This is a genomic window from Kribbella monticola (assembly GCF_003261635.1).
Taxonomy (GTDB): domain Bacteria; phylum Actinomycetota; class Actinomycetes; order Propionibacteriales; family Kribbellaceae; genus Kribbella; species Kribbella monticola.
The window spans coordinates 178771-203604 of the sequence record NZ_QFXK01000029.1; the positions used below are offsets into that span (position 1 = coordinate 178771).

Annotated in this window: 20 protein-coding genes; 14 read left to right on the forward strand and 6 right to left on the reverse strand. The window is 69.0% G+C overall.

All coding sequences use genetic code 11. From position 1 onward, the window contains the following. Positions 1-3 precede the first annotated feature (3 nt). The 5 genes from DIZ26_RS14610 to DIZ26_RS14630 all read right to left on the reverse strand — a co-directional run bounded on the left by DIZ26_RS14610 (position 4) and on the right by DIZ26_RS14630 (position 8567). Positions 4-918 (reverse strand): hypothetical protein, encoded by a 915-nt coding sequence (locus tag DIZ26_RS14610; protein WP_112241483.1) that lies wholly within the window; start codon positions 916-918, stop codon positions 4-6. A 68-nt stretch (positions 919-986) separates the two neighbouring features. After that, positions 987-2207 (reverse strand): hypothetical protein, encoded by a 1221-nt coding sequence (locus DIZ26_RS14615; protein ID WP_112241485.1) that lies wholly within the window; start codon positions 2205-2207, stop codon positions 987-989. Continuing rightward, positions 2204-3895 carry a hypothetical protein gene (locus tag DIZ26_RS14620; RefSeq protein WP_232828346.1) on the reverse strand — a complete coding sequence of 564 codons (1692 nt, stop codon included), beginning with the start codon at positions 3893-3895 and terminating at the stop codon, positions 2204-2206. The genes DIZ26_RS14615 and DIZ26_RS14620 overlap by 4 nt, the downstream gene beginning before the upstream one ends. 71 nt (positions 3896-3966) lie before the next feature. Beyond that, positions 3967-6294: a hypothetical protein gene (locus tag DIZ26_RS14625; RefSeq protein WP_232828347.1), complete on the reverse strand. Its 2328-nt coding sequence runs from the start codon at positions 6292-6294 to the stop codon at positions 3967-3969. Beyond that, entirely contained in the window at positions 6294-8567 is a 2274-nt protein-coding gene (locus DIZ26_RS14630) for a hypothetical protein (protein WP_232828348.1), read from the reverse strand. Before DIZ26_RS14630 ends, DIZ26_RS14625 begins: the two co-directional genes overlap by 1 nt. Before the next feature lie 162 nt (positions 8568-8729). Between DIZ26_RS14630 and DIZ26_RS14635 the strand changes: the two genes are divergently transcribed. From DIZ26_RS14635 to DIZ26_RS14660, 6 genes are all read left to right on the forward strand, one after another. Beyond that, on the forward strand, positions 8730-9455 hold the full coding sequence (locus DIZ26_RS14635; RefSeq protein ID WP_112241487.1) for a class I SAM-dependent methyltransferase: 726 nt from the start codon (positions 8730-8732) through the stop codon (positions 9453-9455). A gap of 58 nt (positions 9456-9513) precedes the next feature. Beyond that, a complete protein-coding gene (locus tag DIZ26_RS14640; RefSeq protein WP_112241489.1) occupies positions 9514-10530 on the forward strand; it encodes a glycosyltransferase in 1017 nt (338 codons plus the stop codon). After that, positions 10527-11477, forward strand: coding sequence for an SDR family oxidoreductase (locus DIZ26_RS14645; protein WP_112241490.1), 951 nt, complete (start codon positions 10527-10529; stop codon positions 11475-11477). The genes DIZ26_RS14640 and DIZ26_RS14645 overlap by 4 nt, the downstream gene beginning before the upstream one ends. Beyond that, positions 11474-13837 carry a hypothetical protein gene (locus DIZ26_RS14650; RefSeq protein ID WP_157979715.1) on the forward strand — a complete coding sequence of 788 codons (2364 nt, stop codon included), beginning with the start codon at positions 11474-11476 and terminating at the stop codon, positions 13835-13837. The genes DIZ26_RS14645 and DIZ26_RS14650 overlap by 4 nt, the downstream gene beginning before the upstream one ends. A 68-nt stretch (positions 13838-13905) precedes the next feature. Further along, positions 13906-14520: a class I SAM-dependent methyltransferase gene (locus DIZ26_RS14655; protein ID WP_112241494.1), complete on the forward strand. Its 615-nt coding sequence runs from the start codon at positions 13906-13908 to the stop codon at positions 14518-14520. Positions 14521-14606: 86 nt separating this feature from the next. Then, complete coding sequence (locus DIZ26_RS14660) at positions 14607-16859, forward strand: hypothetical protein (protein WP_112241497.1); 2253 nt, start codon at positions 14607-14609, stop codon at positions 16857-16859. On the opposite strand, the gene DIZ26_RS14665 is transcribed toward DIZ26_RS14660, so the two are convergent. Continuing rightward, on the reverse strand, positions 16844-17872 hold the full coding sequence (locus DIZ26_RS14665; RefSeq protein ID WP_112241499.1) for a PseG/SpsG family protein: 1029 nt from the start codon (positions 17870-17872) through the stop codon (positions 16844-16846). The two genes, DIZ26_RS14660 and DIZ26_RS14665, sit on opposite strands and share 16 nt — an antisense overlap. A 69-nt stretch (positions 17873-17941) precedes the next feature. Here DIZ26_RS14665 and DIZ26_RS14670 point away from each other — a divergent pair, with 69 nt between their 5' ends. From DIZ26_RS14670 to DIZ26_RS14705, 8 genes are all read left to right on the forward strand, one after another. Then, on the forward strand, positions 17942-18169 hold the full coding sequence (locus tag DIZ26_RS14670) for an AbrB/MazE/SpoVT family DNA-binding domain-containing protein (RefSeq protein ID WP_112241501.1): 228 nt from the start codon (positions 17942-17944) through the stop codon (positions 18167-18169). Next, the gene (locus DIZ26_RS14675) at positions 18159-18599 is read left to right on the forward strand and encodes a type II toxin-antitoxin system VapC family toxin (RefSeq protein WP_112241503.1); all 441 of its coding nucleotides are present in this window, start codon (positions 18159-18161) and stop codon (positions 18597-18599) included. The genes DIZ26_RS14670 and DIZ26_RS14675 overlap by 11 nt, the downstream gene beginning before the upstream one ends. Positions 18600-18725: 126 nt before the next feature. Further along, on the forward strand, positions 18726-19709 hold the full coding sequence (gene pseB / locus DIZ26_RS14680) for a UDP-N-acetylglucosamine 4,6-dehydratase (inverting) (protein ID WP_112241505.1): 984 nt from the start codon (positions 18726-18728) through the stop codon (positions 19707-19709). Next, positions 19699-20838: a UDP-4-amino-4,6-dideoxy-N-acetyl-beta-L-altrosamine transaminase gene (gene pseC, locus DIZ26_RS14685; RefSeq protein WP_232828349.1), complete on the forward strand. Its 1140-nt coding sequence runs from the start codon at positions 19699-19701 to the stop codon at positions 20836-20838. The genes pseB and pseC overlap by 11 nt, the downstream gene beginning before the upstream one ends. 36 nt (positions 20839-20874) lie before the next feature. Next, entirely contained in the window at positions 20875-22338 is a 1464-nt protein-coding gene (locus DIZ26_RS14690; RefSeq protein WP_232828350.1) for a methyltransferase domain-containing protein, read from the forward strand. Then, on the forward strand, positions 22338-23174 hold the full coding sequence (locus DIZ26_RS14695) for a hypothetical protein (RefSeq protein ID WP_112241507.1): 837 nt from the start codon (positions 22338-22340) through the stop codon (positions 23172-23174). Before DIZ26_RS14690 ends, DIZ26_RS14695 begins: the two co-directional genes overlap by 1 nt. Beyond that, complete coding sequence (locus tag DIZ26_RS14700) at positions 23171-23899, forward strand: cytidylyltransferase domain-containing protein (protein ID WP_112241508.1); 729 nt, start codon at positions 23171-23173, stop codon at positions 23897-23899. Before DIZ26_RS14695 ends, DIZ26_RS14700 begins: the two co-directional genes overlap by 4 nt. A 38-nt stretch (positions 23900-23937) precedes the next feature. Continuing rightward, positions 23938-24732 (forward strand): class I SAM-dependent methyltransferase, encoded by a 795-nt coding sequence (locus DIZ26_RS14705; protein ID WP_112241509.1) that lies wholly within the window; start codon positions 23938-23940, stop codon positions 24730-24732. Positions 24733-24834 lie beyond the last annotated feature (102 nt).

Genomic DNA, 24834 nt, shown 5'->3' on the forward strand with positions numbered 1-24834 from the left:
GGCTTACGCGGGCAGCACCTGCACACCACTGACGTCCACCGAACCGGCGTCCTCGACCACGATCGGCCGGCGCCCTCGGCGTGGCGGTGGGTTGCCGACCTCGACCGGCAGCGGCTGGACCGTCACGTCGCGAAGATCGAGGTCGACGAACGGCCGGGTGCTGATCGCTCCGTCGACCTCGCTCCGGCCCCAGCCCGCGACCCGGATCGCGTACAGATCACCGCACCAGCCGATGGCGCAGTCGCGGATCGACAGCCCGTGGTTGATCCCGCGCCCGGCACCTTCCTCGCGGTACCGGTCGGTGTTGTCGCCGGGCAGCAACCTGAAGCCGATCTCCACCCGTTCGCACTGCACGTCGCGGACTTCGACGTCGTGCACCGAGCTGAGACAGAACGCCTCGAAAGCGTCGTACACCCGGAGTCCGTCGACTTGGAAGTGATGAGGGTGCAGTGAGTATCCGGTGATGTCGCTGACGCCGGCGCCGACGGCACCCCAGTGCGCGATGAACGCCGTACCGCCGCCGTGTACTTCGAGATCCGACAACCGCACGTCCCGGACTGCGCCGATGAGAGTGAGGTTGTTGGCCGCACAGCGTCCGGCGCGCCGGACCACCAGCCGTCGTACGGCGATCCGCTCGATCCACTCCGGCTGCTCGGCGTAGAAGTACCGGCCGATCGTGACGGCGGTCCACTCGGCTCCGTCGTGCGGACCGGGTGAGGCGTCCGGAAGCTCCACGGTCAGGTCGGTGACGGTGACGTCGGAGCCGAGGACGTGGATCAGCGGCGCCGACTCGGCCCGCGCGCGCCACAACGTCGTACCGGAGCCCGACAGGGACCACGAGTCGGTGAGGACGAGGCCGCCGCTGATCGGGTACGACCCGGCAGGCAGGAGCAACCGGCCACGTTCGGATTCGGTCAACAGCGCGCGAAGCAGCTCGCCGTTGTCGTCGCCGTCGTCACCGAGCCGTGGCCGGTAGTCGGGAACAGTCAGGACCCGGCCCGTACGACGAGGTCCCAGCGCACCGTCGCGCCCTCGGCGATGTCAGGCACGTCGCCCAGCCCTGACGGGTCGACCGTCAACCGGACCAGCGCCGGAACCGTCAGCGGCCCGTCGGTGACGATCTCGACCTCGGTGCCCTCCTGCGCCCGCACCTGCACACCAGGCACCGGACCGGCTTCGAGACCGGCCAGCTCCACCTGGACGACGTTCCGGCCGACCAGGTCTGCCATCGCGTCGGCGAGCGGGTTCGGCGGCGGTCCTGGCGGAACCACCGGCGCGGGCGGTGGGGGCGGAGGTGGCGGCGGCGCGGCCGGCCGGCCCTTGGCAGCACGCACGATTCTGCGCTTGAGCGCGGCCGCGCGCCTGCTCGTCTTCTTCGCCACCGGGACCGCGGCGACCGGGACGACCCAGCGGGCCGCACGCTTGACGCTGCGCTTCAACCGACGGGCGGCGCTCGGTCGCTGCGGCACCGGCGGAGGGAGCGGTTCGGGCTCGGGTTCCGGCTCGGGCTCGATCGGGGGCGGCGGTTCGATCAGAGTCGCCCGGGCGATCCAGCGGCGCGGGCCGTCGCCAGGATTGGCCACGAAGTAGTCGCCCTGGATCGGCCACGTGGTGTCTGCCGGAACGTTGCCGGTCGAAACCAGGCCGGCGGTCCGTTCGCCGTCCACCTCGGTGAACTCGACCCGCTTCACCAGTACGCCGACCGCACCGGCCGAAGCAGCCGGGGCCCACGACGGGCGGCCGTGGTCGACGCTGACCACCTCGAGGACGAACAGCCCTGCGCTACTCAGCTCCTCCGGCCCGAGATCGAAGCTGACCACCCCGTCGGCGACGCCCGAAGCGACTCCTCGGCGGTTCAGCAGCACAGCGCCGCGAGTCTTGCCCTGCGAACGAACCAGCAACAGGCGGGGCAGCTCGGCCTCCCGCAACGACACATCCTCCGCGACTTGCTCCTGCCACCAGCCCAGGGCCATACCGTCGAAGCTGAAGTGCGCGGTCACCCGGACGGGCCGGCCACTCGGAGCCACCTTGGCGCCGAGCAGAGCCGGCGATGCGACGAAGCGGCCGATCACGGCGACACCGCGAGACATGCAGTCGATCAGGACCAGGTCGCTCGGCTGTCCGGAGCTCAGGACGCCGGGCACTGCGAGCGGCACCGGCACGATGTCGAACGCGGTCTGGAAACGCGGCGTGGTAAAGACCTTCACAGCTCGTTCACCCCGCCCAGTGCCATCGCGAACTCCTCGGCCGACAACGTCAGATCGGTCCTGGTCAGGAACGGATCCTTGCGGACCCACATCCTCCGGACGGCGGTGAAGGCGGGGTCGGCATCGGCCTCGATGTGCTGCATGGCCACCCTCAGGGCGACCATCAGGAACTCCATCCGGCCCATCTCCCAGTGCTGCACCAGCGGCGTCGAGACGTCCGCTCCGCTGCGGTAGAGCCACGCCCACAGCCGCGCCCGCTCGATCTGCTCGTCGGTCACCAGCGGCCGTCCGGCCAGCAGACCCTCGATCGACTCGTCCAGCTTGGTCCAGTAGTCGTCGGCGTCCTCGGCCAGGATGGTGAAGCCGCAATGGCTCCACTCAGACCAGCCGGCCTGGATCGCGGCGATGCCGTACGCCGGTAGCTCGGTGCTGATGCTGCCGCGCACGGTGACGCCCAGATCGACCAGGCTCCACATCACGTTCTTGCTCATCTCCAGGCTGGGCAGGAAGACCAGCGGCGTACCGGCGTGCTTGTCCTTGAGGTTGTCGAAGAAGCCGGTCGAGTCGTACAGGTGCTGGCTCGGGTGGTCGATGAACAACCAGTTGACGTCGTCGCGCTTGGCCGCGTAGTCGGCGGTCGCCTCGTACCAGGCGCCGAGGTCCTCGAAGCATTCGACGTTGGTGTTGAGCGCGTCGGAGACGGCGTGGTTGTAGACCGCGATCACCGGCTTGCCGGGATCGAAGCCGTACCTGGCCAGCGCGTGCTCGCGGACCGAGAGCCGCTCCTCGGGGGTCTGCAACTCGATCGCCGAGATCGAGCCGCCGCGCCACCACGACGGCTTGCCCCAGGTGCCCTTCACCCGCGACGCGGTCAGCTCCGCGCTGTTGCGCAACTGGTCGCGGTTCGGCCAGACGTAGGACTCGAAGAAGTCGGCGATCTGGTGGGTGAGCTCGGCCCGGAAGGTCGGCGCACCGCGCTTGGTCTCCGGGAAGAGCGCGTACGCCTTCAGGCTGCCGGTGCTCTGGACGTGCACGGTCGGCACGTTGAACCGGGCCGCCGACTCGACCGCGAGACCCCACAGGTTGTAGTCGACGTGACTGGTGATCAGCGCGACCGGGTCGAGCCCGGCGAACAGCGCGTCGTACACGTTGGAGAACTCCGCGCTGCGTTCCTGGACCTGCGCGTACTTCGCGCCGGCCCGGATCTCGTCGGTCACCCGCGGCGTCTTGAGCACCCGGCAGACCGTCGCCCGGACGATCTCCTCGAGCACGGCCGGATCGATTCCCGATCCGGTCACCGGCAGGTCCTGACCGGCCACGTGCAGGCCGCCGGGATCCGGATTGCCGATCCGGCTGTCGACCAGGTCATGGATGTCGATCACGTCAACGGCGCCGTACGCGTGCGAGATCGCCGACAGCGCGTCGCCCTCGAAGAACGTCCAGAGAATGTCGTGCCAGTCGTCGTCCGCGCCGGTGAAGACGACCAGCCGGGCCGGCACGAACCGGCGCAGCGCGTTCGCCACGGTCAGGTTGCGCAGCGTCACCCGGAGGTCCTGGCTCATCGCCTCGACCAGGATCACCCGCTCGGAGTCCGGGAGCACGTTCCGCTGCCAGAACTCGGAGGCCGCCGCCAGATAGAGCGGGAACTCCTTGATGTCCATCGTGCGTTTCGGAACGGTCACTGTCACCAGAGAGTTATAGCAGTCAACCCCTCTTCGTGTTATCTGTGCCACGTCACCGATCTAGACCGGTCCGGATTTCACCGCCCGGTGAGCTCGTAGACCTTCACCCGGGATTCCTGATGCCGCAGCGAAGCCAGCCGGTCCAGGGCCGGTGAGACGGGGCCGTCCCGAAGGTCCGCGTAGATCCAGCGCACGCCGTACTGCGATCGCAGGCGGTCCAGCAGTTGCGGGGTCGGCGCGGTGAGTGCCTGGTGGGTGAGCTCGACCCGATCCAGCCAGGGCGAGGGCTGGAAGAAGTACTTGATGCCGTTGACCCCGTTGTTCGCCATCCCCTGCTGCGTGTAGGCCCAGCCCTCCAGCAGAACGCGCCGGCCGGCGATGCCGCTCACGATGTACCCGCGGGCATCGCACCCGGGTCGCTGCGGGCCGGCAGGGCGGCAGTAGGTGTTGGCGAGCACGACGTCGTTCGGTGCGGAGTTCTTCGCCAGCCAGCGCGCTGCGGCGAGCTCGTCGGGGTACACCCGCCAGCCTGCCGAGACGAAGTGGCCTGAGCCGTGGAGGTGGCGAACTCGCCACGCATCGGTTACGACCGTGCCGATCGGTAGTCCGATCACGACGAGCATCGCGAAGGCCATGCCCAGTCCCGTGAGGCACTGCCGACGGCGAGCCCACAGCCAGACGATCAACGCCAGTACGGCGAGCAGGACAGTCACCAGGAGGGGACGGGCGAGCACCTCGATCTGGGCGGCGCGGAACCCGGTGGCGTTCTTCCTGACCAGCCCTGCGCAGACCGCGATCGCAGTACCGGTCCCCAGCCCGACCAGGCCGGTACGAAGGATCGTGCGCCGGCTGCGGCCTCGGACGCCGACTGCGATCAGCCAGCCGACCGCTGCGGCCGCGAACGGCAGACCGGAGCGCAGGAAGTAGTACTGGCTCGCAGAGGGATGGTTCACCAGGCTCACGCCGAGCCAGGAAGCGGTCAACCCTCCGACCAGGAACCAGGCGACAGGGCTCTGCCGCAGCGCGCGGACCCCGATCAGTCCGAAGCCGGCCAGCAGCGCCGCGTGCGCGAGCACGAAGCCGGCCAGGATCACCAGGGCTCCTGCGACCGCCACGTGGTCCCCGGTCAGAGACCGGAGCACCAGGCCGCCGGTACCGGCCAGCGAACCGTCGCCGGTCGCTCCGCGATAGCCGGGCTGGAACTTGGCGATCGCGAAGAGCTGGATCCCGGACCCGCTCGTGCTCCCGGCCACAGTGAGCATCGTCCACACGGTGATCGCGACCAGCAGTCCACCGATCGCGACGGCCCGCCAAGGGATGCGCCGTTCCTTCACCAGCAGGAACAGCGCCGACAGCCCCACGCCACCGATGAGGATCGGCAGCACGGTCGGCTTCGAACCACCTCCGACGACGGCCGCCGCCACCGCGAGCGCCCAGACTCCTCGACCACCACCGCGATAAAGAGCAGCGATCACGAAGTACGCCGCCGCGGCGAGAACCAACGTCGCCAAGGTCTGCGAGGGAGTCATCAGGCCGGCCGGGCCCACGAGGTCCACCTGAGACCAGGCCGGTACGAAGAAGCCCAGTTGCGGTACGACGAACGCCAGGCCGGCCAGCAAGCCGGTCCACCAAACCTTGCTGACCTGACGAGCCAGTGCGGCTCCGGCCAGCAGACCGGCGAACATCACCGGCAGCAGCCACAGCCGGTACATCACCAGGATCGGCGAGAGCCTGGTGATGTCGACGGCGCCGGCCATGTCGGCATTGGGGAACCAGTGGTACTCCAATGCCTCGCCTGACACCTGGGGCAGCTGCGGTGGAACGCTGCGGAGCAGTTCGTTCACCATCGACAGGTGGTAGAGCCCGTCGGGGTAGTACGCGATGCCGTGCGGTGGTGGGGCGTGATCCGCCATCACGCCCAGCGTCGTCGCCAGCGCGAGCAGAGTCAGGCAGATCGACAGACCCCAGGACCACGCCATCGGCAATGGTTCAGGCTCGGCAATCCGCCAGTACTGCCGTAGCCCCGGAACCAGCGCGAAAGCCAGCAGGACCAGCAAAGGCCAGACGACGAGAAACTGCTGCACACCAAGCCAGGTGAAGAGAGCCCAACCGCCAAGCTGGTAAGCGATTCCGACAGCGGCTCCTAGACCGACGTCCTCGGCCCAGTTGCCTGTACTGCGCCAGAGAGCCCGCATGAGCAGGACGCCCGGCAGCACGACGCACGCCCCGAAGTACACGCCGTACCGGAGGATCGCTTCGAGCGGCACGTCGATGATCAGTAGCCCGACCACGGAGGCCACCACAGGGACAAGCCACGGCAGCAGCCCGTGCCGAATCCGGGCAGCTGGTCGCGGTGGCTCGACGGACAGGGCGTGGGTCTGCTCGTGCGGGATGACCGTGGCCATCAGCCTGCACCGAGCTCGTAGATCTTGACTTCACCCTCCTGGTAACGCAGTACCGCCAGCTCGTCCAGCTTGGCGGACGTCGGTCCGTCCCACCCGTCAGCGTAGATCCAGCGCACGCCGTACTGCTGACGAACCTCCGTCAGCAACTGCGCGGTCGGCGCTGTCAGGATCTGTTCGGTCAACTGGACTCGGTCGGGCCAGGGCGAGTCCTGGTACGCGTACCGCTTGCCGCCGACTCCACTGGTCTCCAGCGCCTGCTGGGTATAGGCCCAGCCCTCCATCAGGGTTCGGCGACCGGCGATCCCGCTGACGAGATAGCCCCGCGCATCGCAACCGGGCTGCTGTGCGCCGGGCGGCTGGCACCAGGTGCCGGTGAGTACCACGTCGGCTGGGTCGGAGTGCGCGCCGAGCCACAGGGCGGCAGCCTGCTCGTCCGGATGGACCTGGCCGTTCACCGCGCGGTAGGTCCCATCCGTCTGGAAGGCGAAGTACGAGTACTTGGCCATGCCGACCAGAGACACTGCAATCGCCACGAGGACGGGCACAGCCGAGCCGAGTCCTGGCTGCTTCACCCGACGGCGTCTACTGAGCAGCCACCCGCAGACCAGCAGCGCGGTCAGTACGCCGGTTACGAGCAGCGGCCGGGCCAGCGCGTCGACCTGAGCCGCTCTGGAATCTTCGGAACGGAGCTTGGCGGGCTGCATGGCCACGAAGAACCCGACGCCGAGCACCAGTGCAGTGGCGCTCACCAGCAGGATCGTCCGGCCACTGCGGCCTTTGAACGCTACGGCAACCAGCCAACCCGCTGCCGCGGCCGCGAACGGCACGACGCTGCGCAGGAAGTACTGCTGACCCGCTGCGGGGTGATTCGCCACCAACAGCCCGATCCATGCACTCGCCAAAGTTCCTGCCAGCAGCCAGGCGACTGGATCACGCCTGGTCGATCGCACGAACAGCAAACCGAAGCCGGTCAGCAGTCCGGCCGACGACAACAAGATCAGTCCCAGCAGTACGGCGACCCCACTGATCGTCGTCGAGTCTCCCGAGGTCAGCCACGCTGGGACCAGCCCGCCGGTGCCCGGCACCGACGTGTCACCGGTGATCGCGGGGTACGCCGGCTGGAACCTGGCGATGGCGAAGAGCTGGAATCCCGATCCGCTCGGCCCCGCAATGAAGCGCAAGGTGACGAGCATGGCGAGCACCAGGACGAGGCCGGCGCCGACCGACCGCCAGAGCAGCTTCCGCTCCCGGACGAGGAGGAACAGCGCGGCCAGACCGACGCCGCCAGCCAGGATCGGCAGCATCGACGGCTTCGATCCACCAGCGACAACCGCCAGCGCCGCGGCGAGCACCCAGGCACCACGACCACCGCTGCGACGGAACACCGCATCGACGACGAAGATCGCCGCCGCTGTCCCCGCGACGATGCTGAACGTCAGAGATGGGCTGAGCAGACTCGCTGAGCCGGTCGGCAGCACCACCACTGCGGCGAGCACACCGGTCCACCACACCTTGCTGACCTGCCGGGCCAGCGCAGCGGACACAAGCAGCACGACAACCGCCTGCGGCAACAGCCAGAGGCGAAACAGCACGAGGGCCGGTGAGAGGCGGGTGATGTCCACGGCGCTCGCCATGTCAGCATCGGCGAACCAGTGGTACTGCAGCGGTTCGCCTGCCGCCTGCGGTAGCTGCGGCGGCACCGACCGCATCACCTCGTGCACCAACGACAGGTGAAACAGCAGGTCCTGGTAGTACGCCGTACCGCTCGGCGGCGGCTGGTGATCGGCCAGCACGTTGAAGGTGGTGATGAGGACCAGCACCGTGGCACAGCCGGCGACACCCCAGGACCAGGCCACCGGAAGCGGCACCGGCGCCACAATCCGCCAGCAAGACCGCAGCCGAGGCACGGCCGCGAAGACCGCCAGCACGAGCGCTGGCCAGGCGCACAACCAGGACTGCAGCCCCAGTGCAGTGAAGATCGCCCACCCCAGCAACTGGTACGCCGCCCCGACCGCTGCACCGAGCCCGAAGTCCTCAGCCCAGTTGCCAGTGCTCCGCCATGCGCCCCTGAGCAGCAGTACGCCGGGCAGAACCACGCAAAAGACGAAATAGCCGCTGTACTTCGCGATGTCCGCCAGCGGCACGTCGATCGCAAGCAGCCCACCCACCCCCGCGGCAACCGGGAGCAGCCACGGAATCAGCCGGCCAAGAACAGCGGAACCGGGCGCACGGGGACTCGTGGCAACGGCGGGCTCCGCTTCGATCGCCGTCACGCCTGTTCGCTCTCCTGCGTGCGCACCGCCCTATTGGAGCACGGTGCACCTCCACCGGCGGCGCAGCTCGAGGCCGCGGCCAGCGACCCGAAGTACTGGCAGTGGCCGGGCTCCGGGCCACCTCGTCGTGCTCCTTGCCCTCGATCTCAGTAGGGTGTGCCAATGACCGAAGCCGGATCGCCGTCGATCCAGAGCCCTGACTACTGGTGGTACCGCGCCCGCGCCGAGCTTCTCGAGACAGTGCTCAGCGAGCACGTCGGGGAGCCGCGGCGGCTGCTGGACGTCGGCAGCGCCGACGGCCCCAGCGTGTCCTGGCTGCGCGGACACGGTAAGCAGGTCGCGCTGGACGTTGACCCGCGCGGGCTCGGACCCGGCGGGGTCTGCGGCTCGGCACTCGAGCTGCCGTTCTCCGACCAGGTGTTCGACGTCGTCGCCGCGTTCGACGTGATCGAGCATTGCGAGCCCGAGGACCAGGCGCTCGCCGAGGTGTACCGCGTGCTGTCTCCCGGTGGGCGCTTCCTGATGTCGGTGCCGGCCTACCAGTGGGCCTGGACCCACTTCGACGAGCACAACCACCACTTCCGCCGGTACACCCGTGCCCGCGCGACCCGGGCCCTGCGGGCGAGCGGTTTCGAGATCCTGCGGGCGACCCACATCTTCGGTTCGACGTTCCCGATGTTCGCGGCGAACCGGCTGCGCACCCGGCTGAAGGAGCGCGGCCGCGACTTCGCGGCGCTGGAGGCGGACGCCGTACCGGGCCTGCCGCACGTGCCCCCGCCGGTGGAGAAGGCGCTGCTCGGGCTGGCGGACCTCGACCGGTGGGTACTGCGCTCGCGCGACCTGCCGTTCGGCTCGTCGGTCGTGGTGGCGGCCCGGAAGCCCTACTGAGGGACCTCGCGGGCTCGGCGTTCTCGCCGCGCCACCGCCGAGGGCTATAGTCCGGCAGGTGAGTGACGTCGACGGCCACGATCAGGCTCCTGCACACGACGTATCCGTCGTGGTTCCGGTATACAGGGGCGAGCACAGTCTGCCCGGGCTTCTCGAGGAGATAGTGCCGCTGCATGACGAGTTCGTCACCGAGGCAGGCCACCGGGTCCGGGTGGCCGAGGTGGTCCTCGTGCACGACCACGGCCCGGACGACTCGGCCCGGGTGATCCGCGAGCTGGCGGCGAAGTACGAGTTCGTGCACCCGGTCTGGCTGAGCCGGAACTTCGGCCAGCATGCCGCGACGCTGGCCGGGATGGCCTCGTCGGGCGGCGACTGGATCCTCACCATCGACGAGGACGGTCAGTACGACCCCGGCTTCCTCGGCGCGATGGTCGACACCGCGCTCGCCGAGCGGGCCACCGTCGTCTACGCCAAGCCGAGCAACCCGGCGCCGCACGGCCCGCTGCGCAACCTGGCCTCCAAGATCGCGAAGACCTTCATCGAGACCGTGCTCGGCAGCCGGGGCACTTCGGTGTTCCACAGCTTCCGGCTGGTGCTCGGCGAGGTCGGCCGCAGCGTAGCGGCGTACTCCGGGCCCGGCGTCTACCTCGACGTCGCGCTCAGCTGGGTAGCGGGCGACGTCGCAACCTGCCCGGTGGAGCTGCGCGGCGAGGCCGACCGCCCCTCCGGCTACAACCTGCGCAGCCTCACGTCCCACTTCTGGCGGATGGTGCTCACCAGCGGCACCCGGCTGCTCCGCGTGGTCAGTGTCGTCGGCGCGCTGACCGCTCTGTTCGGCCTGCTGGTCGCGCTGGTACTGATCGGCAACCAGCTCTTCGGTGCCGACCTGCTCCGCGGCTGGACGTCGACCATGGTCGTCGTGCTGCTCAGCACGGGAGCGATCCTGTTCTCGCTGGGCGTCGTGGCCGAGTATCTCGGTGTCGCGGTGAACATGGCGATGGGCAAACCGCTCTACCTGATCGTCTCCGATCCCGCCCAGGGGCCGCTGGGCCGTCGGCGGGAAACGAGGCAATGACCGCGGCGACCGTCACCTGGGTCGTCGGGGCCGGCGGCCTGCTCGGCCGCCAACTGGTACGCCGGTTGCTGGACCGCGGCCACGAGGTCGTGACGGTCCCCGTCCCGTGGCAGGACCACGAGGCGTCCGCGGTCGCCCTGCAGGACGGCTTCGCCGAGTTGCTCGCCCGCTCCGGCGGCGGCGAGTGGAACATCGCGTGGTGTGCCGGTGCCGGCGTCGTCGCCAGCTCGGCCGAGGTACTCAAGGAAGAGGGCGAGACCTACTCCCGATTCCTCCGCCACCTCGGGGACCAGCAGGATGTCGGCGCCAGGGGTGCCTTCTTCCTCGCATCCTCCGCCGGCGGCCTGTACGCCGGGTCGAGCGACCACCCGCCGTTCACCGAGAACAGCGAGCCGCGACCGCTCGCGCCGTACGGGCAGTTGAAGCTGGCGATGGAGCAGGAGCTTAGTGAGCTGTCCCGGGCGACCGGGATGCCGGCGTTCATCGGCCGCATCGCGAACCTGTACGGCCCCGGCCAGAACGTGAACAAGCCACAGGGCCTGGTCTCCCACCTGTGCAAGGCGCATCTCACCGGGCAGCCGCTGTCCATCTACGTGCCCTTGGACACCTTGCGCGACTACCTGCTCGTGACCGACTGCGCCGCGATGGTCACCGCTGGACTGGAGGACGTACGCCGGGTCGCCCGGTCGGCCGCGGACCCGGTGGTGGTCAAGGTGCTCGCCTCCGGGCGCGGTACCTCGATCGGGGCGTTGATCGCCGAGTCGAGGCGAGTGTTCCGCCGCCGGCCCCGGATCGTGCTCGGTTCCTCCCCGCTGGCATCGGTCCAGCCACGGGACATCCGGCTGCGGTCAGTGCGCTGGCCGGAGCTCGACTGCTACGCCCGCTCGACCCTCGCCGCCGGAATCGCCTCCACCGCCCGGGAGCTCGGTCGGCAGCGCGTGTCATGACGGACAGTTCTCCCAGCGTCCTCGTGGATGAGGCGCCCGACCCGGTGGCCACCACGGACGAATCTCGACGGTCCAGGTGGCCGCAGCTCGTCAGTACGCTCATCTGGCTGCTCCCCGCGGCGACCCTGTACTGGGTCCTGGAGGGGACAGGCGTAGGCAAAGGCGACATCGTCCGCTACACCGCCTACTTCGCGGGCTGTGTGACGCTGCCCGGAGTCCTGCTGCTGCGCGCCTTCGCGCCGGGCAAACGGACCTGGCCGGAAGACATCGGCATCGGCATCGTCGTAGGCCTGTCCTTCGAGCTGCTCGGCTGGGCCCTGTTCACCGCCGCCGGGCTCCAGCAGTGGCTGATCGTGTGGCCCGCGGCGCTCGTGGTCGTCTTTGCCGCCGTACCGCGCTTGTGGCGCTGCTGGCGGGCGCAGAACGCACCGCGGCTCCCACTCGCCTGGGCAGTCACGCTGGCGCTCCTCCTGTCGATCACCCTGCTCCTGTACTACGGCGGCTCGGTCAGCACCTCGCCGGTCCCGAAGGCCGGCGGCAACCCGTACCAGGACCTGCTCTGGCATCTGTCGATCGTGCACGAACTGGGCCGCTCCGTTCCGCCGCAGATCCCGCAGGTGGCGGGCGAGACCATGCAGTACCACTGGTTCGCCGACGCCCACCTTGCCTCCGCAGCCCAGATCACCGGGATCGACGCCCGCCTGGTGCTGTTCAGGCTGTGGTTCGCGCCGATCATCATCGGGCTCGTCCTGGCGGTGGCCGCCCTTGCCCGTCAGGTCAGCGGCGCCTGGTGGACCGCGCCGTTCGCGGTCGCGCTGACGACGATCATTCAGCGGATCGCGATCTGGAAGTTCGCCGGCGGCGTCGGCGGCTCGCCCCTGGTCTACCTGAGCCCCTCGCAGTCCTTCGGTACGACGCTCACCGTCGGAGCAGCAGCGCTGGTGATCGGCGTGCTCTACCGCGGTGCCCCGCGGCGCTCCTGGGTGCTCGTGCTCCTGGTCGTCTGCGCCTGCGCCGGCTCCAAGCCCACTGCCGTGCCGCTGCTGCTCGGCGGGACAGGTCTGGCCGCGCTGTTCCTGCTGGTGCGCAACAGGCGCATCCCCTGGCCGACCGTCGCCTTGGGCGCCGCACTGGCCTTCGTGACGCTGGCGGCGAGTGCGACGGTTTCCGGCAGCACCGCCGGTACTCCGATCCGTCTGTTCGGCTTTCTGCGGATCTTCCCGGGCTACGCCACTCTCACCGGCTCCGGCCCGATTGCGCCGCCTGGTGGCTGGATCATCCAAGGACTCAGCGATCCCACGCCGGAGACGCTGAACTGGGCGATCGCGTTCGTAATCTCCGTCGTGCTGAGCAGGATCGTGGTGGTTGTGGCCTTTGTCGGGCTGGTCCAGCGCCGGGTCCGTACCGATGCGGCCCAGTGGTGGCTGGTCGGAACGCTGATCGCCTCCGCACTCGGGTTCGTGGCCGTCGACCACCCGGGGCTCGGTCAGTTCTACTTCCTCGGCAGCGGGCTGCCCTTCGCCGCTGTCGCCGCGGGCTACGTCATCCATGGCGCAGTCGCCGGACGCCGCCGTCCGGCCCGCCGGGCGGTCATCGCCGGTGGCCTGCTGGCGGGCGCAGTGCTCGCTGTGGTGATCAAGTCCGTCGGCAACAGTGATGCCCGGCCCCTCTCCCCCGCCGACTTCACCCGCGCCGCGACCGAACCGATGCTGTGGCTTGCCGGAGCACTCGCCGTCGGCCTGATCGCCTGGCTCGTACTCCGGACCGTCCACCGGCCGCTTCGCGGCGTCGGCCTCGCACTCCTGCTGTGCGTGGCGGTCGGCCTCAGCCTGACGAGCCGGCCCTGGTCGGACTACCGCACCGCGGTGGACGCCGTCAGAGGCAAGACGCAGCCGATCCCGGAACCGGCGAGACCGTGGTTCAGCACGGACGAGGTCCAGGCAGCCCTGTGGCTGGACCGCAAGGCTGGACAGGACGACGTCGTCGTGACGAACACCGCCTGCATGGGACAAGCAGGTCGCCCCACCTGCGACGCCCGCGGCTACCTGGTCAGCGGTATCGGCGGGCGCCGAACGCTGATCGAAGGCTGGGCCTACACGCAGCAGTCCCTGGCCAACCAGGGCAAGGACAACGTCGCCTCCAGCTACCTGCCGTCGCCCTGGCCGGACCGGGTCACGCTGACGACGAAGGCACTCACGGCGCCGACGCCTGAACTGCTGGCCGGCCTGTACCGCGATCACGGCGTCCGCTGGATCTTCGCGGACAAGCGGACCGGCAAGGTCGCCGAGCACACTCTCGACCGGCTCGCCACCCGCAGGTTCACCCGAGGACCGGTCGTCATCTACCAACTGAAGAACTGAGCGAGCTCGTTTGACTTAGCGAGTCGCCACGCTGGAGCATTGTCAATTCCCCGAGCGAGGAGATACCCATGGAGGGGCTGAAAGGCCTTCTCAGGCATGTGCCTGCGTACGTCCTGTTGCAGCGCGTCGTCGGCGCCGACAAGTTGCGGTACCGCTGCATCGACGAGGTCAAGGCAGGCGAAACCGTCCTGGACATCGGCTGCGGCCCCGCCTACTACTTCCCGCGGCTGCCCCAGCCGCTGAAGTACCACGGCTTCGACACCGACGCGCCGTACATCGACTGGGCCACCCAGCACTTCGGCGGTGAGAACGCCAGCTTCCACTGCGGCATCTTCGACGAAGCCGCCGCCCGGTCGCTGCCGCAGATCGACGTCGTGCTGCTGCTCGGCCTGCTGCACCACCTGTCGGACGAGCAGTGCACCGACCTGCTCAACCTGGCCGCGAGCGTGCTGAGTCCGGGTGGCCGGGTGGTCAGCGTGGACACCTGCTTCGAGCCGAGCCAGGGCCGGATCTCGCGGTGGATGTCGGAGAACGACCGCGGTGAGTACGTGCGCGATCCGGCCGGGTTCGAGAAGCTCGCCCTGCAGTCGTTCGGCCAGGTGGAGGGCGAGGTCATCAACGACGTCACCCACATTCCGGCCAGCTACTGGATGATGAGGATGACCGCGCCCAGCAGCATCTGAGCCGTCCGGCCCTGCGCGCGGCACCGACCACGGTTGGTGACGCTCCGAGTGCGAAGTGAGATCACAGCACCGTTAAGGTTGCGCGCATGCACTCGAGGGCAAGACGGCGGGGGCCGAGGAGCATCGGCAACGGAACGGTCGCCGGCCGGACCGCCGCCCTTCCGCTGCTGATCCTCGCCGTCTGGATGATGGCCGCCCGGGCGCCGGTGCTCGACGTGCTGGTGTTCACCGCCTACGTCGGGGCCGGCGTGGCGCTGCCCGGGTTCGTGCTCTGGCGTCTGATCGGCGCCTACCGGCGGAATCTCGTCGAGGACTGTGCCGCCGGGTTCGCGATCGGTACTGCGGTGCAGTTGATCGTCTATCTCGCGAGCGCTTCGGTCGGTCTCCAGCAGTGGTCGTGGGTCTGGGCGCCCGTGGTGCTCGTGGTCGGCCTGCTCGACCGCGACGCGCGCGCCCGGGTCTGGCAGCGAGTGGAGGCTCCGCTTGCTCCGCTGACCGCTTGGCTGCTGACGATCTCGACCGGCCTCGTGCTGCTCGCCGTCTACCTGAAGGGGCCGGGCCGGTACGCGCCCGCGTACGCCGATCCGGCCAGGAGCACTCAGGATCTGGCCTTCCACCAGGCGCTCGCGGCGAGCGCGAAGTTCGACGTACCGATCAAGCCGCTGTGGGTCGCGGGCGAGCCGATGAAGTACCAGACCTTCTTCCATCAGCTCGCCGCCGCGACCTCGTGGTCGACTGGCGTGGGGCTCACCGACCTGATCTACGCGCTGCTCTGGGTTCCGTTCGCGCTGGCCGGTTGCCTGCTCGTCTTCGTCCTCACCCAGCGGTTTCTGACGCCGCTGAAGGCGGAACCGCTCGCCGGAGCCCGCTGGGCCGGCCCGCTCGCCGTACTGATCGCCGGTCTCGGTGGCGCGATGCAGCCGCTGCACGACGTCGCTCTGGGTGGAGCGGCGATGGCGCTGTCCGCCTATCTCAGCCCGACGCAGAACCTCGGCGTGATGCTGGCCCTCCTGCTCGCGGTCCTGGCCATCGACGTACTACGGAAGCAGGGCCCCCGCAGCCGATGGGTGCTGCTGATCCTGGTCGCGCTGGCCGCGGCGGGCGCCAAGGCGACCGTGCTGCCGTTGATCGGGTGCGGCTTCGGTCTCGTGTTCTTCGCGCTGTTGTCGCGACGCAAGCCCACTCGGACGGCTGTCATCGGCGGGCTGGCCATGCTGGCGATCTTCGTCGGCTCGGTCATCGTCGTCTTCGGTGGCGAGTCGTCCGGCCTGCAGGTCGATCTCGGCGGCACGTTCGTCCAGCTCTCGCCGTACTCGATGCTCCGGCACGGCTCGGGGGTGGACCGTTCGGCCCAACTCCTGACGGCTGCGGCGACGTTGGCGGCCTGGGGGATCGCGGTGCTCGGGATCCTGTTCCTGCGATGGTTCTGGCGTGATCGAGGTGTGGTCTTCTTGGCCGGCGCCGCTCTCGGCGGCGTCTTCGCCACCGCGTTGACGTCCCAGCCCGGTATGAGCCAGGCGCCCTTCTACCGAACGGCTTTCCCCTTCCTGGCCGTGCTGTCGTGTCTCGGACTGACCCGGCTGATCGGCAAGCTCGAGGATCATCGCAGTGCTCTGCTGGTCTCTGCGGGAGCCTTGGCCGGCCTTGCCGCTTGCGGCGTTGCCCGGTTCGGCTCAGCAGACCAGCGTGGCTTGAAGAGCCCGTTCATCTGGATGATCGCGACGCTGTTTGCTGCCGCGCTGATCGTTGCCGTCGCTTGGAAGACGGCCAGGCGGAACGGCAGCCTGCTGACGGCGTTCCTGGCCGGCCTGGTCGCCGCTTGCACAGTGGGCGCGACCTTCTTGCCCCTGGCCGGCCTGGTCTCGGGTCACGCAAGCACCTTGGCGTACGGCGAGGTCGCCGCCGGCGGCCCGACGAGCTCCGAGGCCGACGCTGCCCGTTGGCTGCAGAAGAACACACCGACAGGCGATCTGGTCGCGACGAACGCGCACTGCCTTGTCTCGCGCGGCGACAGCTGCGACAGCCGCCACTTCTGGATCGCCGCGTTGTCGGAACGCCAGGTGCTCGTCGAAGGCTGGGGCTACACCAACCGCGTCAACCGGCTGTCGGTGGCGACCGGCGTCAACACCAACCTGGTGCCCTACTGGAACCGTGAGCTGCTGGCCACCAACGACGCCGTCTTCACCGCACCCTCACCCGCCCTGATCGAGAGGCTGCGGCGTCGCGGCGTGCGCTGGCTGTACGCCGACAACCGGGCCGGCCAGGTGTCGCCGAACCTCAAGCAGTACGTGCGGCTCCGGCAGGCGACCCTGGACGCGACGATCTACGAGATCAGGTGAAAGAGGGCGTCGGCGACCCGGACCCGGCCCTGCCCGTCGACGAGTTTCCAGCCGGCGGCCGCGACCCGGGCGCGCTCGACCGGATCGGTGAGGAGCTTACGTAGTACTGCGGCAGCCGGGGCCGGGTCGACCTTGAGGTCGGAGAGCACTCCGATGCCGACGGCCGCTCCGGTGCCGACAGCGCGCTCGTAGCCCATCACCTGGTTGTCCACCACGCACACCAGACCCGCGGTCGCTCCGAGGCACAACAGCTCCCAGGTCGACGTACCGGAGGCGCTGACGGCCAGGTCCGAAGCCACGACGGCCTTGGCGAGCTGCGAGGTCGGGCCGATCACCTCGACGTGCTGGTCCGTGCCGAGCTCGACAGCGTTGATCGCGTCGGCCAGGTCCTCGCCCGGCGCCACCACGGTCGCTTCGAACGGCACCCCGGTCGCCGCGAGCGCAGCCACGACGTACGGGCCGGCACCGAAGGCGTCCGTGCCACCGAAGAACGCGAACACCCTCGGCACGCCGTCTGCTCGCGGTACCGGTGGTGCTGTGGGGCGGAGCGAGAGCACCTCGTCGCGAAGCAGCACGTAGTCGAGGCCGGCCAGCCTGATCGCGCCCTTGGGCAGCTCCGGCTCGTCCAGCTCGGAGCCGAGGTTCTGGTCCACGAACACGTCGGCCTCGGCGCCCCGCAGATCCCCGTCGACGATGGCCGCCGTCGGTACGCCGGTCGCCCGCACCGCGGTGAACACGTCGCGGCCGAGGTCGTAGGAGTCGAACACCACCGCGTCCAGCCCGAGCCGGCCGAACAACTCCACATGCTCGTCCGGCGTCCAGACGGCCGGTTCGACCGGAATGTCCCGGGCCAGGATCTGGTCGTTCGCCCACGGCACCGTGTGGCTGTCACACACGAACACCACCTCGGCCCCGCGCCCCTTCAACTCCTCGGCCAACGCCAGGCTCCGCATCACATGCCCGACCCCCCGCAAGGGCCCCACGTCACACCTGATCCCGATCCGCAAAGTCACCCCCAGACCGTAGCCAACTTGCGGTAACCTCGTTCTGACACGTGTCAGATGTAATACAGAGGAGAAATCATGCGGATGAACAGTAAAGGCCAGGTGACCATCCCCGCCGAGCTGCGACACAAGCACCACCTGCACGAAGGCGACGAACTCGAGGTGATCGAGGACGGCGAGACGCTACGCATCGTCCGGGTCCAGCACAGCGAGACCCGAGGGCAGCGTTGGGCGCGCGAACACCGTGGCAGCGCGACCACCGGGATGAGCACCGATGAGCTGATGGAGCTGCTGCGTGGCGAATGATCGACGGTTGCGGGTCGTCGAGCCGGTAGTGACGTTGATCGACAGCTGCACCCTGCTGGACGTCCTCACCGGCGATCCGACCTGGGGGGACTGGTCCGCCCAGGCCATCGCCACGGCGGAGACTGAAGGAGATCTGGTGATCAACCCGCTGATCTACGCGGAAGTATCAGCGGGTTACGCGAAGGTAGAGGAAGTGGAGGCGGCACTGCCGACCTCGATCTTCCGCCGGGAACCATTGCCGTACGACGCGGGATTCCTGGCCGCCAAGGCCTTCGTCGCCTACCGGAAAAGGGGCGGCGCCAAGACCGCACCGCTCCCCGACTTCTACATCGGCGCGCATGCCGCGGTCGCCCGCTACCGCCTGATCACCCGTGACACAGCGCGGTTCCGGAGCTACTTTCCGGGTCTCGAACTTCTCGCACCGAACTGACGTCTATCCCCGGGCAGGCTGCTGTTCGGGTCCGGGATTGAGGGTTCGGTGGAGTGGCCCGCTATCGTACGGAGTTGCGCTCCGTGCGCTGTCCGGAACTGTCCCCTCAGAAGGGTCCTACTCGACGTGTCCATCCTCACCGGCTCCGACATCCTCGTCACCGGAGGCACCGGCTCCTTCGGCAAGGCGTTCATCCGCTACGCACTGGACAACCTGGACCCGCGCCGGATCATCATCTTCAGCCGCGACGAGCTGAAGCAGTGGGAGGTCCGCCAGCTGTTCGGCGACGACCCCCGGCTGCGGTTCTTCATCGGCGACATCCGCGACCGGCAGCGGCTGAACCGCGCGATGCACAAGGTCGACTACGTCGTACACGCCGCCGCGCTCAAGCAGGTCGACACCGCGGAGTACAACCCGTGGGAGTTCGTCCAGACGAACATCGTCGGCTCGCAGAACGTGATCGAGGCCAGCATCGACTCGGGCGTGAAGAAGGTCGTCGCGCTGTCGACCGACAAGGCGTCCAGCCCGATCAACCTGTACGGCGCGACCAAGCTGACCGCCGACAAGCTGTTCATCACCGGCAACCACTACGCCGCGGCGTACGACACCCGCTTCTGCGTGGTCCGCTACGGCAACGTGATGGGCTCGCGCGGCTCGATCATCCCGAAGTTCCGCGCGCTGCACGAGGCCGGCCAGTCGCTGCCGATCACCGACCTGCGCTGCACCCGGTTCCTGATCACGCTGCCCGAGGCGGTCCAGTTCGTGGTCGACTCGTTCGAGCAGATGATGGGCGGCGAGCTGTACGTGCCGCGGATCCCGTCGATGAAGATCACCGACCTGGCCCAGGCGATCGCGCCCGGCGCCAAGATGCACGACATGGGTCTTCGTCCGGGCGAGAAGCTGCACGAGGAGATGATCAGCCCGGAGGAAGGCCGTCGCGCGCTGGCCATCGGCGACCGCTACGTGCTGCAGCCGGATCTGGCGACCTGGGGCTACACGCCGCCGGCGAACGGCGTACCGGTGGCCGACGGGTTCCACTACACGTCGGACAACAACGACCAGTGGTACTCCATCGAGGAGATCACCAAGATCCTCGAGAGTGACGTCTGAGCCGATGCTGCCCTACGGACGTCAGTCGATCTCCGAAGAAGACATCGAAGCGGTCGCCGCGATCCTGCGCGGTGACTGGCTGACCACCGGCCCGGCCGTGACCGCGTTCGAGAACGCGATCTCCGAGCTGAGCGGTGGACACCGGGCCGTCAGCTGTACTTCGGGCACCGCAGCGCTGCACATGGCGTACGCCGGGCTCGGCGTCGGCCCTGGTGACGAGGTCGTCACGACGCCGATGACGTTCGTCGCCACCGCGTCCTGCGCCGCGATCCTCGGCGCCAAGATCGTCTTCGCGGACATCGAGGACGACACGGCTCTGATCGACCCGGCGGCCGTCGAGGCGGTCGTCACCGACCGCACGAAGGTGATCGCGGCCGTCGACTACGCCGGTCACCCTGCCGACTACGACGCGCTGCAGCCGATCGCGGACCGGGTCGGCGCGAAGACGCTGGACGACGCGGCCCACTCGGTCGGCGGGTTCTACCGCGGCCGGCCGGTCGGCGACCTGGCCGACGTGACCACGCTGTCGTTCTTCCCGACCAAGAACCTCACCACCGGCGAGGGCGGCGCGGTCGTCGCCAAGGACCCGGCGATCGGGCAGAAGGTGCACGAGTTCCACTTCATCGGGCTGGTCCGCGACCCGGACCGGTTCGAGATCGTCGACGAGGGCCCGTGGCACCAGGAGGTGCACGAGCACGGGCTGAACTACCGGCTCACCGACCTCGCCAGCGCCCTCGGGCTGTCCCAGCTGAAGCGGCTGGCCGACTTCAAGAAGCGCCGGACCGAGATCACCGCGCGGTACAACGAGGCTTTCGCGAGCGTGGACGGCCTGCGTACGCCGGCCCAGCGTGCCGATGTCGATCCGGCCTGGCACCTGTACCCGGTGCGCGTGCTCGGCGGCCGCCGCCGTGAGGTGTTCGAGGGTCTCCGGGCGGCCGGGATCGGCGTCCAGGTGAACTACATCCCGGTCTACTGGCACCCGGTCTTCGCGAACGCGGGCTACCAGCGCGGCCTGTGCCCGAACGCGGAGCAGTTCTACCGCGAGGAGATCTCGCTGCCGATGTTCCCGGACCTCACCGACGCCGATGTCGACCGCGTCATCGAGACGCTGACGAAGCTGGTCTCCTAACAACTTCATTGTGGAAAGCGCAGAGAATTGACCACTGTGACACCTGACCGGTCCTCGCAAGACTCCGGTGGCGAGCCGCTGGCGCGATCGGTGATGATCGCCGGGGAGATGCTCAACTGGTCCGATCTGCACCCAGAGGACGGCGAACCCGCCACCGGCGGTCCGGTCCCGTCCGCGCTGCTCGACGCGATCCTGCGCCCCGAGGACACCGTCCTGGTCGCCGGACCGCACTCGCTCGAGGTGCTGTCTCTCATCGCCAAGCGGGTGACGAAGCTCGACGTCCTGGTCCGGTCCGCGCCGGACGCCGAGGAGATCGCCGACCAGCTCGACGGGCACCCGGTGCGGGTGTTCTGCGGCTCGCTCGACCACTTCGCTCCCGAGCACGGCGAACCGGCGTACGACGTGGTGGTGGCCCTCGACGGGCTGCCGCGACTGGTGGGGCCGGACACCATCGCCTTGACCTGGAGCGACGCGCTCGAGGCCTTGAAGGCGCGGCTGGCTCCCAAGGGACGCCTGCTGGTCGCTGCGGCGAACCCCTTCGGTGTCGAGCGCCTGGTGCTGCCGGGCGTGACGGCGACCGTGCCGCGCGACGAAGCCTGGCCGCGCGACATCCGGGGCAGCGTGGAAGCTCCCGCAGGTCTCAAGGCAGTCCAGGCCGCGCTGGGCGACAACGCCACGGCGTACGCGGTCTATCCGTCGCTGGTGGACGCCAAGGTGGCGCTGGTTGATGCGGGCGATGCATTGGCAGGCGCCGTGGCCGCCCGGTCCGTCGCCGAGCGCTTTGCCGGTCCGACGCTGATGGACCCATATCGCGTGGTCCAGGACGCCTTCGCCGCCGGGCTCGGCGCCGAGCTGGCTGCCGGCTGGTACTTCGCGATCGGCAGCACCGACCTTCCCGGCGTGCTCGGGGAGGTGCCGCAGGGTCCGGGCGTGCTGCTGGAAGAGGAGCTGCTGGCCGCGCTGAGGATCGACGACCACGCGGCACTCCGCCGTACGGTGCCCGGTTATGTGGCTTGGTTGCGGTCGCTCGACGCCGAGGCAGCCGCGGTTGCTTCGCCCGACAACGTCCTTGTCGACGGTACGGCATACAAGGTGTTTGCCGATAGCAACGGTGTTGCCGGTGCGGGCGATGCCCTCGTGGTCGGGCAGCTGGCCCGCTTCGTCCGCCGGTCGCTCGAGGCAGCTTCGCGCGAGCCGTGGGCCGGGAGCCCTCGCGATCTCACCGCGCGACTGGCCGCGATGGCCGGAATCACTGTCACCGAAGAGCTTTGGGCGACCGTTGCTGACAGCAACGAACCGGCCGCACCGGCCGGCCACGCCGAGCAGCTCGCGACGATCGCCCGGCTGACCCAGGAGCTGGCCGACGCGAGCGCGCAGGCATCCTGGTTCGAGAGCCAGCTGGACGGGATCCGTCGGTCGCGGCCGTACCGGATCGGTCAGGCCGTGCTGAATCCCGCCCGCGTCGTGGTGAAGCGCGTCCGCCGGACGACGGGTCGCTGATGCACCACGCGAACCACTTCTACGGCCACGCGCACATCATGGCCCGGTACGCCGGACTGGGTGGCGGTGAAGCTCCGCGCATCTGGGGCTACCTGCAGCACGGCTGGAACATCCTGGACGGCTTCGCGTACAACACCGCCTTCGTCGACGGGATGCCGAAGTTCGTCTGGTCGGACACCGTCCGCCGCCGCGGCTGGTCGATGGGCCTGCGCAACTACGACGTGATCGGCGCCACCTGGCTGTACCTGCTCGAGCTGTACCCCGAGCTGGCCAAGCCCGCACCCGATGCCGCCGGCACCATCTTCTATCCCTTCCACGGCTGGGAAGGGCAGAACGTGCTCGGCGACCACGGCCGCATCGTTGCCTCGATCAACGAGCATGAGACCGGCCCGATCACGGTCTGCCTGTACTGGAACGAGTTCGAGAACCCGGCCATCCGGCAGGTCTACGAAGACGCCGGCTTCCGGGTGATCACGCACGGGTATCGCGGCCTGCACTGGCGCAAGACCGACGAGGACTTCCTGCTCAAGCAGCTCCGCGAGGTCCGCAAGCACACCAGGGTCGCCTCCAACCGGCTCAGCTCCGCCGTCCTGTACGGCGCGTCGCTCGGCCTCCAGCCCGGTGTGTACGGCGACCCGATGCTGCTGGAGAACGAGCACCCGTCCTTCGGCGGCCAGGCCCGGATCCGGCGGCTGTGGCCGGAGATGAACCAGGCCTACGTCCCGCTCGAGGTCGCCAAAGCCTTCACCGACGTCGAGTTGGGCGTCGACCACATCGCCCGGCCGGAAGAGATCCGCGAGATGTTCCGCTGGAATACTGCAAAGGTTGCCTCATGAAGATCGGCATCATCACCCAGGCCCGGGCCACCAGTACGCGGCTGCCGGCCAAGGTGCTGCTCACCGCCGGCGGGCGCACCTACCTCGAACACCACCTCGACCACCTGCAGGCGACCGGCCTGCCGGTCATCGTGGCCACCACGACGAACGAGGCCGACGAGCAGATCGTGGAGATCGCGGCGAAGGCCGGCGTACCGGTGTTCCGGGGCAGTGAGCTCGACGTGCTGAGCCGGTTCGCCGGTGCGATCCGCGAGCACGAGCTGGAGGGCGTCGTCCGGGTCACCTCCGACTGCCCGCTGATCGACCCCGAGGTCGTCGTCGCGGGCGTGGACCGGTTCCGCGCCGAGGCCGCCGAGAACCTGTACGTGTCGAACTGCCTGGAGCGCACCTACCCGCGCGGGATGGACTACGAGGTCTTCTCCGGTCCCCGGCTGCTCAAGGCCGACGCCGAGGCGACCCTGCCGGCCGACCGCGAGCACGTCACGTCGTACCTGCACCAGAACCGCAGCGGCGACATGCGGCTGGTCAACATGCCGTGGACCGAGAGCGGTTCGCAGTACCGGCTGACGCTGGACACCGAGGACGACCGCTTGCTGCTTGCCACGCTGATCGAGGACTTCGGCGCGGCCGAGCTGAACGTGCACGATCTGGTCGCGATCATGGACAAGCATCCCGAGCTGCACGCGCTCAACGAGCACATCGAACAGAAGAAGCTCGGCGAGTAACCGCGCTCTGGGGCGTGCCTACGGCATGATTCAGGGTGATGACAGGCGATGATTCAGCTCGCGCGCACTCGTTCGGTGCCGTCGCGGCCGCGTACGACGCGGGCCGGCCGACGTTCCCTGCCGACGCGCTGACCTGGATCCTCGGTCCCGGCCGGCTCCAGATCCTCGATCTCGGCGCGGGCACCGGCAAGCTGGCCGCGGTCGCCGCCGGGCTCGGCCACGACGTGGTGGCGGTCGATCCGTCCGAGGAGATGCTGTCAGTCTGCCGCCGGGTGCCCGGGGTGGACACGATGGTCGGCGCGGCCGAGAACATCCCGCTGGCGCACGCCTCGGTGGACGCGGTCATCGTCGGGCAGGCGTTCCACTGGTTCGAGCACGCCCGGGCGCTGCCTGAGATCGCCCGGGTGCTGCGGCCCCACGGCGTACTGGGTCTGCTCTGGAACAACTACGACACGGTCGTCCCGTGGGTACGCCGGATGCATCGGGCCATGGTGGGCGAGGACCACCTGGCCGGCGGCGACACGTTCGATCCGATGCCGATCCTGCTCCAGTCCGACCTGTTCGCGGGGGTGGAGACGGCCCGGTTCCGGCACTGGCACGATCTGGATCGGACGGGTCTGCGGCAACTGGCGGAGTCGCATTCGCGGGTCGCGGTGCTGGCCGAGTCCCGGCGCGAATCCGTCCTCGAACAGGTCGACGCGATCTACGAGAGCACCGCCCGGCCGCCCGAACCGCTCCGGATGCCCTATCTGACCAGCTGCTACCGGACCTGGCCGAGCGACCTGGCCAACTACCAGCGAACCCTCGACGCACCACTCGCGCCACCGCTGTGATCCGGGCTGTCAATTTTTTGCGCCCGAATTGTTGCCGTCGCATTCGGTCACAAAACCGCAACCACCCGCTAACGTGCACCTGATCGCAATCCCAGTGGAGGG